This is a genomic window from Psychromonas sp. KJ10-10, from assembly GCF_047323245.1.
GTDB lineage: Bacteria > Pseudomonadota > Gammaproteobacteria > Enterobacterales > Psychromonadaceae > Psychromonas.
In genome coordinates, this window is record NZ_CP178826.1 from 3,619,264 (window position 1) to 3,634,849 (window position 15,586).

15 protein-coding genes and 4 pseudogenes are annotated in these 15,586 nt (G+C 36.9%); 7 read left to right on the forward strand and 12 right to left on the reverse strand.

What is annotated here, in order from left to right; translation table 11 throughout:
• Nucleotides 1-52: 52 nt before the first annotated feature.
• The 3 genes and pseudogenes from ACLKMH_RS20840 to ACLKMH_RS20850 all read right to left on the reverse strand — a co-directional run bounded on the left by ACLKMH_RS20840 (nt 53) and on the right by ACLKMH_RS20850 (nt 5,358).
• A pseudogene (locus ACLKMH_RS20840) lies at nt 53-2,472 on the reverse strand (glycogen/starch/alpha-glucan phosphorylase).
• Nucleotides 2,473-2,946: 474 nt separating this feature from the next.
• Nucleotides 2,947-4,601: pseudogene (pgm, locus tag ACLKMH_RS20845) on the reverse strand (phosphoglucomutase (alpha-D-glucose-1,6-bisphosphate-dependent)).
• A gap of 109 nt (nt 4,602-4,710) precedes the next feature.
• Nucleotides 4,711-5,358, reverse strand: a complete 648-nt coding sequence (locus ACLKMH_RS20850; RefSeq protein ID WP_413699790.1) for a replication initiation regulator SeqA — start codon at nt 5,356-5,358, stop codon at nt 4,711-4,713.
• A 287-nt stretch (nt 5,359-5,645) separates the two neighbouring features.
• On the opposite strand from ACLKMH_RS20850, the gene ACLKMH_RS20855 reads away from it, so the two are divergent.
• From ACLKMH_RS20855 to ACLKMH_RS20885, 7 genes and pseudogenes are all read left to right on the forward strand, one after another.
• Nucleotides 5,646-5,834, forward strand: a complete 189-nt coding sequence (locus ACLKMH_RS20855; protein WP_413699791.1) for an alpha/beta fold hydrolase — start codon at nt 5,646-5,648, stop codon at nt 5,832-5,834.
• Nucleotides 5,794-6,294, forward strand: coding sequence for a hypothetical protein (locus tag ACLKMH_RS20860; RefSeq protein WP_413699792.1), 501 nt, complete (start codon nt 5,794-5,796; stop codon nt 6,292-6,294). Before ACLKMH_RS20855 ends, ACLKMH_RS20860 begins: the two co-directional genes overlap by 41 nt.
• Nucleotides 6,295-6,618: 324 nt before the next feature.
• Nucleotides 6,619-6,711, forward strand: coding sequence for a hypothetical protein (locus tag ACLKMH_RS20865; protein WP_413702429.1), 93 nt, complete (start codon nt 6,619-6,621; stop codon nt 6,709-6,711).
• Nucleotides 6,712-6,715: 4 nt separating this feature from the next.
• Complete coding sequence (ybfE, locus tag ACLKMH_RS20870) at nt 6,716-6,988, forward strand: LexA regulated protein (RefSeq protein WP_413699793.1); 273 nt, start codon at nt 6,716-6,718, stop codon at nt 6,986-6,988.
• 28 nt (nt 6,989-7,016) lie between these two features.
• Nucleotides 7,017-7,544, forward strand: a complete 528-nt coding sequence (gene fldA, locus ACLKMH_RS20875; protein WP_413699794.1) for a flavodoxin FldA — start codon at nt 7,017-7,019, stop codon at nt 7,542-7,544.
• A 23-nt stretch (nt 7,545-7,567) separates the two neighbouring features.
• A pseudogene (gene fur, locus ACLKMH_RS20880) lies at nt 7,568-8,000 on the forward strand (ferric iron uptake transcriptional regulator).
• 288 nt (nt 8,001-8,288) lie between these two features.
• A complete protein-coding gene (locus ACLKMH_RS20885; protein ID WP_413699795.1) occupies nt 8,289-8,726 on the forward strand; it encodes a universal stress protein in 438 nt (145 codons plus the stop codon).
• A gap of 114 nt (nt 8,727-8,840) precedes the next feature.
• Here ACLKMH_RS20885 and ACLKMH_RS20890 read toward each other — a convergent pair whose 3' ends face one another.
• From ACLKMH_RS20890 to argA, 9 genes and pseudogenes are all read right to left on the reverse strand, one after another.
• Nucleotides 8,841-9,557, reverse strand: a complete 717-nt coding sequence (locus ACLKMH_RS20890) for a DUF3394 domain-containing protein (RefSeq protein WP_413699796.1) — start codon at nt 9,555-9,557, stop codon at nt 8,841-8,843.
• Nucleotides 9,506-9,802 (reverse strand): TRAP transporter large permease subunit, encoded by a 297-nt coding sequence (locus tag ACLKMH_RS20895; RefSeq protein ID WP_413699797.1) that lies wholly within the window; start codon nt 9,800-9,802, stop codon nt 9,506-9,508. Before ACLKMH_RS20895 ends, ACLKMH_RS20890 begins: the two co-directional genes overlap by 52 nt.
• The gene (locus ACLKMH_RS20900) at nt 9,741-11,669 is read right to left on the reverse strand and encodes a TRAP transporter permease (RefSeq protein ID WP_413699798.1); all 1,929 of its coding nucleotides are present in this window, start codon (nt 11,667-11,669) and stop codon (nt 9,741-9,743) included. Before ACLKMH_RS20900 ends, ACLKMH_RS20895 begins: the two co-directional genes overlap by 62 nt.
• Before the next feature lie 219 nt (nt 11,670-11,888).
• A complete protein-coding gene (locus ACLKMH_RS20905) occupies nt 11,889-12,317 on the reverse strand; it encodes a TAXI family TRAP transporter solute-binding subunit (RefSeq protein WP_413699799.1) in 429 nt (142 codons plus the stop codon).
• Entirely contained in the window at nt 12,298-12,528 is a 231-nt protein-coding gene (locus tag ACLKMH_RS20910) for a TAXI family TRAP transporter solute-binding subunit (RefSeq protein WP_413699800.1), read from the reverse strand. The genes ACLKMH_RS20905 and ACLKMH_RS20910 overlap by 20 nt, the downstream gene beginning before the upstream one ends.
• Complete coding sequence (locus ACLKMH_RS20915; RefSeq protein WP_413699801.1) at nt 12,444-12,854, reverse strand: TAXI family TRAP transporter solute-binding subunit; 411 nt, start codon at nt 12,852-12,854, stop codon at nt 12,444-12,446. Before ACLKMH_RS20915 ends, ACLKMH_RS20910 begins: the two co-directional genes overlap by 85 nt.
• Nucleotides 12,855-13,211: 357 nt before the next feature.
• Nucleotides 13,212-13,385: a TAXI family TRAP transporter solute-binding subunit gene (locus ACLKMH_RS20920; RefSeq protein WP_413699802.1), complete on the reverse strand. Its 174-nt coding sequence runs from the start codon at nt 13,383-13,385 to the stop codon at nt 13,212-13,214.
• Nucleotides 13,360-14,184: a TAXI family TRAP transporter solute-binding subunit gene (locus tag ACLKMH_RS20925; protein ID WP_413699803.1), complete on the reverse strand. Its 825-nt coding sequence runs from the start codon at nt 14,182-14,184 to the stop codon at nt 13,360-13,362. Before ACLKMH_RS20925 ends, ACLKMH_RS20920 begins: the two co-directional genes overlap by 26 nt.
• Before the next feature lie 18 nt (nt 14,185-14,202).
• A pseudogene (argA, locus tag ACLKMH_RS20930) lies at nt 14,203-15,538 on the reverse strand (amino-acid N-acetyltransferase).
• Nucleotides 15,539-15,586: the final 48 nt, after the last annotated feature.

Genomic DNA, 15,586 nt, shown 5'->3' on the forward strand with positions numbered 1-15,586 from the left:
ATCAATACAAATTAATATCGCCTTTTACTGTTCTAAAACAAAATTTTAGGTTTTATTTTAATGGGTGTTTAGTTAAATTCCAGATGGTTGAAGCATAATCTTCAATTGAGCGGTCTGAGTTAAATTTACCCATAGAAGCACTATTAATAATTGCTTTTTGTGCCCATAGAGATTTATCACGGTAAGTAACATCAATATCTTGATGCGCTTGAACGTATGATTCGTAATCCGCTAAACAAAGGTATTCATCACCCCAATCTAATAAACTACGTTTAATGTCTGACAACGCCCCCGGTTTACCTGGCGTGAAGAAGTCAGAGTCCAACCAATCTAATACTGATTTTAGCTCTGGGTTTTTGTAGTAATAATCATAAGGATTATAACCACTTGCCTTCAATGCTTTCACTTCCGCAACACTTAAACCAAAGATAAACATGTGCTCAGCACCAATTTCTTCAGCCATCTCAATGTTTGCACCATCCATAGTACCGACTGTTAATGCACCATTTAGAGCTAGTTTCATATTACCTGTACCAGAAGCTTCTAGACCAGCTGTAGAGATTTGCTCAGAAATATCGGCAAGTAGGGATCATCACTTCCGCTAATGTAACACGGTAGTTTGGTAGGAATACAACTTTTAATTTGCCTTGGATACGATCGTCATTATTGACTTTATCGGCTATTTTATTCAAAGCAAAAATGATTTGTTTTGCCATGTGGTAACCTGAGGTCGCTTTTGCACCAAATATAAATACACGTGGCACCATATCGTAGTCAGGATTTTCAAGTAAACGTTTGTACAGCGTTAAAATATGGATCAAGTTTAACTGTTGACGTTTGTACTCGTGTAAACGCTTGATTTGAATATCAAAAATCGCATCAGGTGAAACATCGATATCAACCAAATCTTTAATCAATTTAACCAGAGCAACTTTATTCTCTTGTTTGATTGCCATGAAACGTTTTTGGAAGGTAACCTGTTTTGCTTTAGGCAGTGCATCTTTTAGTTTATCGAGATTAACAACCCAATCAATACCCACAGTTGAGTCATATAAACCCGCTAATTTAGGGTTACAAGCTTTTAACCAACGACGTGGCGTAATACCATTTGTAACATTAACCAATTTAGTTGGGAACCAGTTCATTAAACTCAGGGAATAAGTCTGTTTTAACTAAAGCAGAATGCACGGCAGACAACACCATTCACTTTGTAAGATGTGATAACACAAAGATTTGCCATACGTACTAAACGATGACCACCCTCTTCAATCACAGAAAGCTTTTCTTTTTCTGTTGATCGCCAGGCCACTTTTCTTCAACCAATTCTAGGAATTGATGATTGATTTCATAGATGATTTCAAGATGACGAGGTAATACTTTTTCGAATAACCCAACACTCCATTTCTCAAGTGCTTCAGGCAATAAAGTATGGTTTGTGTAAGCAAAGGTCTTTTGACAAAGTGACCAAGCAAAATCCCACTCTAATTGTTCTTCATCTACTAAGATGCGCATTAATTCAGGGATAGCAATGGTTGGATGCGTATCGTTTAATTGGATAGCCACTTTTTCAGGTAATAAAGACCAATCACTATTCGCACGTTTAAAGCGACGTAGGATATCTTTCACTGAACAGGCACAGAAGAAGTATTGTTGAATTAAACGTAATTCTTTACCCGCTTCGGTAGTGTCATTTGGGTAAAGTACTTTAGACACGGTTTCAGCTTTTGATTTCTCAGCCTGTGAGTCAACATATCCACCTGCGTTAAATACATCCCAGTCAAAGGCTTCATCGGCACGACTTTCCCATAGACGCAAAATATTAACGGTTTTAGCACCGTAACCTACAATTGGAATATCCCATGGCACACCTTTAAGTTTTTGACCTGCATGCCACACTTTACGTGAGCCACCTTGTTCATCAAAAACTGTTTCAACATAACCGTATAATGGCACATGTTGGATAGATTCTGGACGACAAACTTCCCATGGATTACCATATTCTCTCCAGGTATCTGGACGCTCGATTTGATGACCATCTTGGAAAGATTGTGAAAATAAACCGTGCTCGTAATGAATTCCGTAACCAATTGCTGGATAACCTAGCGTTGCTAATGAATCAATGAAACATGTCGCTAAACGGCCTAAACCACCATTACCCAGTGCCATATCTGGCTCTTCATCGCACACTTCATAAATATCTTTACCTAGTGCTTTTAATGCATCTTCAGCAACTTTAAATAATTCTAGGTTTTGTAAGTTATTTGAGAGCAAACGTCCCATTAAAAATTCTAACGATAAGTAGTTAACTGCGCGGGTATCTTTACTTCGGTGACTTTGTTGTGTCTTAGTTAACTTATCAAAAACAAGTTCATTCACCGCGTAACAAGTAGCATTCCACCATGCCTTGTTATTTGCTTTTTGTGAATCTGTTCCTAAGCCTTTATGTAATCTATCGAGAATCGCTTCTTGCATCTGTTTAGGGGTACATTTTATTGCGGGCGTCAATTTTTTTGTTACGACTTTTTTCTTAGTCGCTGTTTTTTTAGGGGCGACTTTCTTGGTCGCAGTGCTTTTAGCTTTACTTTCGTTTACCGTTTCCATATGACACCTATTATTTTAAAATGATACTTTTGGCTGAAATCATCGATATAAAATGGACAGTAATTGTGATCCACTTCAAATTTCATTCAATTTAATTTAATTTTGTTTATTTTTCAAGCGTTATTAATTTATGAACATTTCATCATAAGGCTAATTATAAACCTTAGGATAAAAGCAATATTTACAGTAATAATAGTCTTTACTGACGCTATATTTGATTCATTTCGTTATTACAGGGGCACCTTCGCATATTTATTAAAGATATAAAAAAAGCGAAATCTCCCTTTAAATTAAAAGGGATTATTCGCTTTATATTATCAATGCCTACTGCTTGTCAATAAAATACTATAATCCTGCTTTCGCAAATGCAGAGGCAACAATTTGTTGTGCTTCCTCTTGAATTTTTGCGATATGTTCTTCACCAAGGAAGGATTCAGAATAAATTTTATAGATATTTTCAGTACCCGATGGGCGAGCAAAGAAACCACCCATTTTCAGTGGTCACTTTCAAGCCACCGATCGCGACACCATTACCTGAAGCATGAGTTAATTTTTCTAAAATTTTCTCACCAGCCAAAGTTTCAGCCTCAACCATGTCAGGGCTTAAGTTTGCTAGTACTGATTTTTGCTCAGGTGATGCCGGTGCATCAAAGCGTGTATACACAGGAGAACCAAATTTATCAGTAAAGGCTTTATAATGTTCACCCGGATCTTTACCTGTTACCGCAATAATCTCAGCAGACTAATAAAGCAAGAATGATCCCATCTTTATCGGTACTCCATACAGTACCATCTTTACGTAGGAAAGAAGCGCCAGCACTCTCTTCACCACCAAAACCAAATTTACCTTCAAATAGACCATCTACGAACCATTTAAAACCAACTGGTACCTCAGACATTTCTTTGCCAAGTCCAGCAACAACACGGTCTATCATTGAACTTGATACTAATGTTTTACCAACAATGGCATCCTTCGGCCATTCACTACGATGTTCAAATAAATAATTAATGGCAACAGCAAGGTAATGGTTAGGGTTTAATAATCCCGAGCTTTTGGTAACAATGCCATGGCGGTCATAATCAGGGTCGTTGGCAATCGCCACATCAAATTTATCTTTTAAGTTGATTAAACCAGCCATCGCATAAGGAGATGAACAATCCATTCGAATTTTTCCATCTTTATCCAGCGTCATAAAGCCAAAAGTAGGATCAACACGATCATTAACCACTTCAATATCTAAACCATAGGTTTCAGCAATCACAGGCCAATAAGCAACACCCGAACCACCTAGCGTATCAACACCAATTTTAATGCCCGCTTTAGCGATAGCTTCAAGGTTTAAAACATTTTTAAGATCATCAACATAAGGTTTGATGTAATCATATTGTTCAACAAATTCTGATTGCATTGCTTCAGTAAAATCTTCTTGAAGAATATCATCAAAATTATCATTTAAAATTTCGTTGGCACGATCTTGAATGATTTTAGTCACGTCACTGTCTGCAGGGCCACCATTTGGCGGGTTATATTTAAAACCACCATCCTCTGGCGGATTATGCGATGGGGTGATCACGATACCATCAGCCAGATTATCAGGATTTGCTTTGTTATATTGTAAAATAGCATGTGAAATAACAGGTGTTGGCGTGTAACCGCCCCCTTCTTGCACTATAACTTTAATCCCATTTGCAACTAAAACCTGTACAGCAGAAGCAAATGCAGGCTCAGATAAAGCATGAGTATCTTTACCAATAAACATTGGGCCAGTGTATCCCTGTTGTTTACGATATTCAGCTAATGCCTGGCTAATTGCTAAGATATGTAGTTCCGTAAAGGCATTATTTAATGAACTACCTCGGTGACCAGAAGTACCAAATGCAACCTGCTCACTTGGTACCGATACATCAGGAAGGTTAATATAATAAGCAGATACTAATTTGGGAATATCTACTAAATCGCTTGCGATTGCTGGTTGGCCAGCTCGGTCATGAATTGCCATAATTAAAATTACCTTTGTTATTAATAAAATGTAATGATGTAGCACCCTTAAAAATACTCAAATGCTGTAAACAATAGCGACCTAAAACAAAATCAATGTGTTTTAGTCGTTAAATTTCTTCTTTAATTCGTTCAATTAAATGATGCGGATATCCCATAGACGCCATTACCTGGGTCAAAATAATTCGCTTACGTCCCGTATTAGCATTGGTGACAACCCAAAATGGTGTGTAAGGTATTTCTTTAGGTTTACTCGCAATCAATAAGTTGACTTCTTCTTTGTTATCCGATGCTAATAATGTTTCTAAATTCTCACCTAAGTAATCCCGTGAACGGCCTTTTGCGACTTTTGACGCTTCAATAAATGCCTTGGTATTCTCAAAATACATTGTTGTTAACATCATCTTAAATTTATTGGTGATCACCGTTTCCTGTTGGAAAATTTCACTATCGAATAAAGCTTCAACGCCATTTGCAAATGCTTCTGGTAAAGAACCATTATCGAAGGAAAAAGAGGAGGTTGATGTTGTTAAGGTTTCTTCTGGTTCAACTGAAGGTTGAGGTGCAGGCTTAGGAGTTGGTTGTAGGACAGGTTTATTAGGTAATGATACGCTGTCTGGTTTGTCGGAATCAAAAGCCTCAATCTTAGTTGGGAGAAGAAGTAGTCGACGTAGAATTTGAGAAGGCGTTTCACCAAATGCTTCTATATTTGCCAAAATATATTTATATAGATCATCTTCAATATCAATTGTTTTCATTTATTCTCCACTTACTACTATTTATTATTATTTAAACTATCTATATCAAACACAGATCTCTTAAAAAATACCGTAATTTGTTGCATTTATGTTACTATTTGTCCATTAAACAAATCTCACTTTATTTTCACTTAAAATAAGATCTTATGCTACTTAATTACCAAATAAAACAGACCTCGAACCTTGATATAGATAATAAAACTGAGATTATTTTTGTTATTCATGGCTTATTTGGCAGTTTGTCTAATTTATCGACACTCGCAAAGGAGCTATAAGCGCATCATCATGTGATTCTTATTGATGTTCGTAACCATGGAAAAAGCCCACAAGATAAATCTATGAGTTACCCAGAGATGGTTGAAGATATTATGGAACTTGCTGATCATTTAGAAGTGGAAAAATTTTCTATTGTTGGTCATTCCATGGGAGGTAAAATTGCAATGGGTTGCGCACTTAGTTACCCAGAACCGGGTTAAAAGTATCGTTATTGCCGATATTGCCCCTGTCAGTTATGAAGATAAACATAGTGAAGTATTTAATGGTTTACTTTTACTTAATTTCAAAAAAATTAAAAACCGAATGCAGGCCAGTGAACAACTATCACGTTATATTGATAGCCCTGAAGTGAGACAGTTTCTATTAAAGTCATTACAAAAAAAGGGTAATGATTTTGCTTTTCTTTTTAATCTTAGAGGATTAGCTGATAATTATACTCATATCAGAGGCTGGCCATATACAGGCAAAACATTTGAACACCCTGCCCTTTTTATAAAAGGCGGAAGTTCCGATTATATGTTGCCAAAACATCAACCAACTATTATGGCGCAGTTCCCTAATGCACATGCAAAAATAATTGCTAATACAGGGCATTGGTTGCATGCTGAAAAGGCAAAAACCTTTAATCGACTAGTTACTGATTTTTTTAATAAGAAGTAATTCTAAAAGAAGTATTAAGCTAAACAATCGAACAAATAGAAAAAGAGTTAAGTTTAACTAAACCTATTCCAAAAACCTCTGCTAAAAATACGATATTAAGCATATATGCAATACTGTACTTTAATTGATGACAGGTATACTTATATGCTATATTTCCCCTTTTTGATGAAGCCTTAATAATGTTACAGCAATACACAGAACAAATTGAGACACTTGGCTTGTACGGTTTTTATTTATTCCTTTTTATTTTAATGGGGATGTCTGTACAAGATGTATTAAAACGCGACGAATGTGCCTAAATTCGGGCGAAATATTGTCTGGGGAGTGTTATTTTTTGGTTGTGTAGGTTTTATCTTCAAAGCGGTTGTTGAAATTTTTGGACAACCACTCATTAAAGTATTCGCTAATTTTAGGTAGAAAAATGGCAAAAGAATCATCTGATCGTATTACTCACGATCTTTTTGCTGACGAAGTACGGCCCGGCAGACCTAAAAGTAATCCGCACTCTCGTAAGGTACAGCTTAAAATTAATAAGCAAAAACAAGTGTTGCGTGATAAACAAAAAGGTTTGAAGCGTATAGAGTTAAAAGTAGATAGTGAACTTTTTGATTTGCTTAATCAACTTTCAAAACAACGAAATATAAATCGCAGTGAACTGATCTCACAATTACTGCATGAACAAATTAATAATTAATATAAATAATTAACAAAGGTATTAAAATATGGCGAGCGTTGGTATTTTCTTTGGTAGCGACACTGGTAACACAGAAGCTGTTGCTAAAATGATCGAAAAAGAGCTAGGTAAAAACCTTGTTGAAGTAAAAGATATCGCTAAAAGTAGCAAAGAAGAAATTGCAGAATTTAGTTTACTTTTATTTGGTATTCCAACTTGGTACTATGGTGAGGCTCAATGTGATTGGGATGACTTTTTTCCAGATCTAGAAGATATTGATTTTAATGAAAAGCTTGTTGCAATTTTTGGTTGTGGTGATCAAGAAGATTATGCTGAATATTTCTTAGATGCTATGGGTCAACTTGGTGATATCGTTGAAAGTAAAGGTGGTATTATTGTTGGTAATTGGCCAACACAGGGATACGATTTTGAAGCTTCTAAAGCCCTTGTGGATGATGATCATTTTATTGGTCTAGGGATTGATGAAGACCGCCAACCAGAGCTAACCGCATCACGTGTACAAGAGTGGTCAAAACAAGTTTTTGATGAAATGTGCCTCGCTGAACTTAGCGATTAATTTTTGTTGTAGGGAACACGATTATGTCTTTAGAAAACCAAGCGTTAAAAGATGCAGGATTAAAAGTAACTTCTCCTCGCGTAAAAATTTTACGTTTATTACAACTACCTGAAAACCAACACCTAAGCGCAGAGGATCTTTACAAAAAATTACTCGAACTAGGGCGATGAAGTAGGTGTTGCAACCGTTTATCGTGTTCTTAATCAATTTGATGATGCAGGCATTGTTTCTCGTCACCATTTTGAAGGTGGTAAATCTGTTTTTGAACTTACTCATAAGGAACATCATGACCATCTTGTGTGCCTTAAATGTGGTGAAGTTATCGAATTTAATGATGATTTGATTGAACAACAACAAAAACTGATCGCTGAAAAATACGGTATTAAACTAACTAACCATAGTTTATACCTTTATGGTGAGCCTATTGATGGCGAATGTAATCACTGTAAAGATTAAATACTAAAAAGGTTTATCAGTTGATAAGCCTTTTTTCTTACCCCCTCACGATAGAAACTCCCCTACTCAGAGTAATTCGCTTTACCCACCTAATTAATCATAAAATAATACAATAAAAACAATAAGTTAATTTTATTAGTGGCAAACTGATACTTGTATAAAAAATAAACCTGATCTAGGTCCTATTCAATTGATCTTTTTTTAATTAAAGGCTTTTTTCTTTCTATAGCTTTTTATTCTACCTATACTAAGCAATGCTTTAAATTTTATAATAACAAAGGAACGCATATGTATAAAAATATCCTTGTACCCGTTGATTTGAATGAACAAGGCTTTGCAGACAAAGCGGTAGAATTAGCGGTGGTATACGCAAAACATGAAAATGCAAAAATACATTTACTTAATGTACTTCCAGGCATTCATATGTCGATGGTGGCAAACTACTTCCCTAAAGATGCGACCCATAAAATGAAAGTAGATATGAAGCAAAAATTGAAAGATTTTGTCGCCACACACGTTGGTGACAATATCACCTATAAAACTTACATTGCCGAGGGAAAACCTTATAAATGTATTTTAGAATACGTCGCGAAAGTAGAAGCAGAGCTGATTATTATGCCTAGCCACAAACGCTCTAAAGTAGGTAAAGTATTACTAGGCTCAATTGCAAATACTGTGGTACAAAAATCTCCTATTAATGTATTAGTTGTAAAACCACAGGGCTAAAGCTTAACAAATCTCAGAATAAAAAAAGGGTGAATATTATTATTCACCCTTTTTATTTGCTTAATTAAAACTTCAAAAATGAGCCCTGTATCAGAACTCATCAAAACAGATTATCTAAGCTGAAACAGCCCTCATACTTCCATTATTACCATGACGACGTCGTTGACGGGTAATAATAATAAAGAGCAACAATAGTGCTGGAATATAAAACCATTGTTTAGCAGGACGATCCATTGGCACACCCGCTGTTACAATAATTTGGTCAAAATCAAAACCAGCTTTTTCAGTCGCACTATCAAAGCCTATACCGTCAACCATAATAGAGCCATCATCCTGAGCAAGTAATTCTAGGCCATAATCCATAACACGATCTTCACCTGAATCTCCCTCTCCCACTGCAATAAGCATGGTTAAGGTGACCGGATCACCCACTTCATTTTGTCCATCAACCAAAATGCGAAGCTCAGTGCCAGGTTCAACTTCCCCCATTGCCTGGACTAATTCTGTTCCTGGTCTTTCGTCATAAGGAGGAATGACATAATCCATCCAAAAGCCAGGTCTAAATAATGTAAATGCAATCACCATTAGGGCAAAAGATTCCCATAATTTAGATTTAGTCATGAAATAGCCCTGCGTACCTGCAGTAAATATCAACATGGCGACTGTGGCAATAATAAAGATGAAGATCCCTTCCAAAAAGCTCACATCCATTAATAACAAATCAGTATTAAAAATGAATAAGAAAGGTAATAAAGCGGTACGTAATGAATAGAAAAACGCTATAAACCCTGTCCGAATCGGATCACCTCCCGACACGGCGGCGATACGCAAAGGATGCTAAGCCCACCGGGGGTAACATCAGCCATAATACCAAAGTAAAATACAAACATATGCACAGCAATTAAAGGCACAATTAGGCCATTTTGTTGCGCTAGGCTAACAATAACCGGTGCAAGTAAAGAAGATACAACGATATAGTTAGCCGTTGTTGGTAGCCCCATTCCTAAGATTAAGCTAAGAATACCCGTCCATAGTAGGATCAACATAATATGACCCATAGACAAGAATTCTACCAAAGTCGCTAATTTCAGACCAACACCCGTTTGTGAAACCGCACCAACGATAATACCCGCGTACCGCTGTCGCAATACCGATACCAATCATGTTTCTAGCACCGGAAATTAAGCCATCAACCAATTCATCAAAACCGCGTTTAAAGGTGCCTTTGGTTTCATTTTTACGGAAGAAATCAAATAGGTAACGTTGCGTTAACAGAATAAAAATCATCAATACAGTTGCATAAAATGCAGAAAGGCCTGGTGATTTACGTTCTATCATCAAACACCAAATTAAAACAAATACCGGTAATAAGAAATGTAATCCTGATTTTACGGTTGGCTCAGTTTCAGGTAACACTTGCACTGAGGAATTAGGATCATCCAACACCAAGTCAGGGTAAGCACTACTAATTTTTGCTAAAACTACATAAGCAATTAGTACTAATATAGTGACCACAACAAATAGCATTTCTGCATCAATATGGGCCTTCATGGTATTAATCAGGAAGAATAATCCAAATGCCCCAATGATAGTATTACCTAATACAATCGCCCCCGTTGATATGGTTTTTGCTAAGGCCTCTTTTGTTGCTTTGGCTTTAAGTGCTTTTACTACGCCATATTGAATGGCAATAATCAATAATACTCCAGCAAGCCTAGCAGAATCAGTTCCAAGCAGATGATAAAGCTCAGAGAGGTAATAACCTCCACCAGCCAATGCTAAGATAGGTAATAAGGTCATTGCCCAAGAAATCAATACGTCTTTAGCAGATTTAGTTTCACCTTCACGAGACAGACCTTGCATATCTGCTTTTAAAGCTTCTAAATGCACGATATAAACTAAGGCAATATATGAAATGATTGCTGGTAAAAAGGCATGTTTTACCACTTCAAAATAAGGAATATTGACATACTCAACCATTAAGAAAGCAGCGACTCCCATAACTGGAGGCATAATCTGACCATTAACCGAAGACGCTACTTCAATTGCACCCGCCTTTTCAGCAGAGAAACCAACACGTTTCATCATAGGAATCGTGAACGTTCCCGTGGTAACAACATTGGCAATTGAAGAACCAGAAATTAATCCCGTCATGCCCGAAGCAACAACAGCGACTTTCGCTGGCCCACCTCTTAAGTGCCCCATTAACGAGAAGGCTACTTTTATGAAATAGTTACCTGCTCCAGCGCGATCAAGCAAAGCACCAAATAATACAAATAGGAAAACCAGATCAGTAGATACGCCAAGGGCGATACCAAACACACCTTCAGAGAACAACCATTGATGATCCATTACACCACCAAATGAAGAGCCCTTCCAAGCAATTAAATCAGGAGCATGTGGACCTAAAAAGGTATAACCGAGGAACACAATTGCAACCACCATCAGTGGTGGACCGAGAGCACGTCTTGTTGCTTCTAACAGTAATAACATACCCGCAATAGAGACCATGATATCGAAGCTATTAGGTGCACTTGGACGATTACTTAGGCGCATGCCAAAAAGGCTATCCACCAGCATAGTATCTGCAATCAATGGATATAAAGCACATAGAGAGGCAACAGTCGCTAATACCCAATCAGCTAAAGGTATCTTGGTACGTGATGATTCCTTAAAAGCAGGGTAAGATAGGAAAGCTAAAAAGATAGCAAAACCCAGATGAATGGAACGAGCCTCTCCACTTGAAAATACTCCCCAACCAATAGCAAATGGAAGTGGTGAAGCAATCCATATTTGAAAAATTGACCAACAAAGCGCAACTCCAGCCATCAGTTTGACTATCGATTGATTTTTTGGATTTCGACCACCAGTATCGTTAGAAGAAACAAAATCTTGAAGTTCTTCGTCACTTAGCTTCATTTTGCTATTTTTTTCTTCGCTCATTGCAAAACTTCCTATTTATTTGATCATCTATTTATTTGCTCATCAATTTATTTGCTCACTTAAGAGTTTACGATGAACCTAATTAAATCATTGTCTATACCCAAACCACTTCTATTTTAAAATTTCACTTAATTATGTACATAGATAGTGAGAAGAGCCTTGGGTATATCCTCTTAAAAAAGGGCATAAGTAACCTTATGCCCAAAAGTTAATAAGGACTTACATCCAACCTTTTTCTTTGTAGTAACGAATTGCGCCATCGTGTAAAGGAGCAGAAAGGCTATCACTGATCATTTTGCTCTCTTCTAAGTGAGCAAATGCAGGATGCATTTTTTTGAAGCGTTTGAAGTTTTCAAATACAGCTTTAACCATTTGGTAAACAGTTTCTTCATCAGCTCGAGTTGAACTAATAAATGTTGTCGCGATACCAAATGTAGCAGTATCAGTGTCAGTACCATTGTACATTCCACCAGGAATAGAGGTCATTGAATAATATGCATTGTCATCAACAAGTTTATGAACTACTTCATTATCTACTGGTACAACAATCGCATCACAGGCTGTCGTTGCTTCTTTAATTGAACCATTTGGATGACCTGCAACATAAATAAAGGCATCGATTTTACCGTCACATAACGCAAGCAGCATGCTCAGATGCTTTTAATTCAGAAGCAACAGAGAAATCGTCAGCAGTCCAACCCATTTTTTCCATGACGATATTCATCGTAGCTCGATTACCAGAACCTGGGTTACCGATATTTACTTTTTTACCTTTTAAGTCTTCAAAGGTTTTAATACCAGAATCAGTACGCGCAATAACAGTGAAAGGTTCTGCATAAACAGAAAATACTGCACGCAATTCTTTGTAAGCACCATCAGGAACGTATCTGGTGCAGTGCCATTATAAGAATGATATTGCCAATCAGACTGAGCAACCCCCATATCAACATCGCCAGAGCGTAAACCATTAATATTAGTTACTGAACCACCTGTTTTATGTGTACAGTTAATATCATGATCTGCAGTGTTTCTATTTACCAAACGACAAATAGCACCACCAACTTGGTAATAAACACCTGTTTGGCCACCTGTGCCGATTACAACGTGTTTAGTTTCAGCGATTGCGACAGATGCCATCAAGGTAGCACCAGTCATTGCAGTGATTGCCAGTTTTTTAAATATCATACTTGAAGTTCCTTATAGTTATGTTTGATTGAGTTGGTCTTTCTATTACTTATCACACCGATCACATTTTATTACAGCCAATTCAAATTTATTATATAAATCATATAAATAGGAAAATGAACTAAACAATTTGAGGAGTGAATCAGATAAATTACTGTAAACTTAAAACCCTTTCATGGTTTGCTTCTTAGAATTAATGAATGGGTTAAATCTTAAACAACTTATTAGTAATGGGTTTTATTATTTACAATACCTTAGGGATAAGAAGATGAAGTTATCAATCTCAAGGTAGAAATTATGCGATAAAAGACTAAAAGTCAAAATAATATTGATAATACGAATGAACTTTGCTGTGAACTAATCGATTAAACCCACCTCTTTATAGTATCGACTTGCACCACTATGCAAAGGTGCAGTGATGGAGTTAAACACCATTTCATGTTTTTTTAAATATTTAAAAGCAGGATGTAACTTAATAAACTCATCATGATTTTCAAACACAGATTTAACTAACTGATAGGTCAGCATCATCAGATAATGCAGAAGTTGTTGTCACCACTGCACCAACACCAAATGTTACGGTATCAGCATCACTACCACGATACATACCACCAGGAATAATAGACTTCTGATAATAACTTGTTTGCTCGGTTAATTTCTCTATCGGCTCGCCAGATACGCTCACCAATTTTGTTTGACAGGCGCCAGTAGCTTCTTTAATAGAGCTATTAGGGTGACCAACGACATATATAATGGCATCAACTTTATCATCACACAGTGCTTTAGCTTGCTCGCTCGGTGTTAACTCAAATACTTGCGAAAAGTCCGTTTTATCCCATTGATAGAGATTTAATAAGACTTCCATGGTTGCGCGTTGCCCTGATTTTGGCGCACCAATATTTACCCTTCTTCCTTTTAAATCTTCAAAGTGAGTAATACCTGAATCAGCCCTAGCAAGGACAGTAAAGGGTTCAGCATGAACGGAAAATAAAGAGCGAAGCTCAGAGAACTGACCATACTGCTGATACATTCCTGAGCCTTCGTAGGCATGATACTGCCAATCCGATTGCACCACACCTATAGTTAACTCACCTTTTCGAATACCATCAATATTATAGATAGAGCCAGGCGTGCTCTTAATTTCACAGTGAAAATCAGCATCGGATATTTGATTCACTAAATAACAAATTGCACCACCAGTGGGATAATAAACCCCAGTGACACCGCCTGTTCCTATTGAAATATATTGTGTTTTGCTTTCAACAGAAAACGTAAACAACAATAAAAATAATATCGAAAAAAATGAAAAACGAATTTCAGTTAAGCGCATAAATAAGCAGTCCTAGGGTTAACTAATTCTTCGCAATAACACTTTAGAATTACGTTTAAGGTTATACATCTCTTTTTTAGCTGGCGGTAAATCATTAAGGTCACAATAATTGAAACCTCGCTCCCTAAACCAATGAATACTTTGCGTTGTTAAAACAAAAATAGACTCTAAGCCTAGTTTTTTGGCTTTTCGCTCTACATGCGCCACAAGATCATCTGCTCGAGCACTTCGTCGGTACTTAGGATGACAAACTAAACAGGCTAATTCACCCATTTTCTGTTCTTGAAAAGGATAAAGCGCGACGCAACCAATGACCATGCCATCGAGCTCTACAATTTGAAAATGATGAATTTCATTTTCTAATAACTCGCGAGATCGCTTTACTAACACGCCTTGTTTTTCAAGGGGTTCGATAAGTTCTAATAACCCACCAATATCATCAATTGATGCAGTACGGATCTTCTCAGAACTTTCCTTTACTATTTGAGAGCCACTTCCATCACGAGTAAATAACTCTTTTAATAATGCACCTTCTTGATAATAACTAACAAGATGACTGCGTGTTACACCCGCTTTACAAGCGGCAATGGCGAGCACGTAAAAAACGCAGTGTTCCCGATGCTTCTTCACCCTGTTGTGCCAAAACTTCAACATGTTCTAGAGCTTGCTCTGGTAATAATTCAGTAATTAACTGACCTGACTCATCTAAAACACCGATATTAGAACAAAAACCAATTAGCTTATCCGCTTTCAAATCAATCGCGACTTGTGTTGCAACATCTTCAGCCAATAAGTTAAATACTTCACCAGTTACCGAATAACCAATAGGAGAAATAACAGGAATGGCTCCCATATTAAGTTGAATTTTTAATCCTTCTACGTCAATACGACGTACTTTGCCCGCTAGGCAGTAATCAATGCCATCTTTAACGCCAATAGGCTGTGCAGTAACAACGTTACTTATCACGGTGCGGATACTTGCCCCTTGCATTGGTGAGTTAGCAAGCCCCATCGATAAGCGTGCTTGTAATTCAATTTGTACTGCACCAACTGCTTGTTTAATGATCGATAGACTTTTTTCATCAGTAATACGCACGTCATTTTCAAAATCAGTTTTATGACCATGTAGATCCAACTGCTTTTGAATCTGTGGGCGCACCCCGTGTACTAATACCAACTTGACACCTAAACTATTAAGTAAGGCAATATCATTAATAATATGTTGGAAATTATCCGTTTCTAAGGCCTCACCACCTATCATCAAAACAAATGTTTTATGGCGATGTGCATTAATATAAGGTGCTGAACTACGAAACCAGTTAACTAATTGTGTTGAATCTTGTACAACTTGCATCTATGTACCTGTTTTTTAGTATAATTAAAGACGATTTATTGTTAAAAC

Coding starts and splice junctions, on each gene's coding strand:
- ACLKMH_RS20850 (WP_413699790.1), bottom strand. CDS start 5,358: ATGAAAACAATTGATATTGAAGATGATCTATATAAATATATTTTGGCA.
- ybfE (WP_413699793.1), top strand. CDS start 6,716: ATGGCAAAAGAATCATCTGATCGTATTACTCACGATCTTTTTGCTGAC.
- fldA (WP_413699794.1), top strand. CDS start 7,017: ATGGCGAGCGTTGGTATTTTCTTTGGTAGCGACACTGGTAACACAGAA.
- ACLKMH_RS20885 (WP_413699795.1), top strand. CDS start 8,289: ATGTATAAAAATATCCTTGTACCCGTTGATTTGAATGAACAAGGCTTT.
- ACLKMH_RS20900 (WP_413699798.1), bottom strand. CDS start 11,669: ATGAGCGAAGAAAAAAATAGCAAAATGAAGCTAAGTGACGAAGAACTT.
- ACLKMH_RS20905 (WP_413699799.1), bottom strand. CDS start 12,317: ATGCTGCTTGCGTTATGTGACGGTAAAATCGATGCCTTTATTTATGTT.
- ACLKMH_RS20915 (WP_413699801.1), bottom strand. CDS start 12,854: ATGATATTTAAAAAACTGGCAATCACTGCAATGACTGGTGCTACCTTG.
- ACLKMH_RS20920 (WP_413699802.1), bottom strand. CDS start 13,385: ATGATGCTGACCTATCAGTTAGTTAAATCTGTGTTTGAAAATCATGAT.
- ACLKMH_RS20925 (WP_413699803.1), bottom strand. CDS start 14,184: ATGCGCTTAACTGAAATTCGTTTTTCATTTTTTTCGATATTATTTTTA.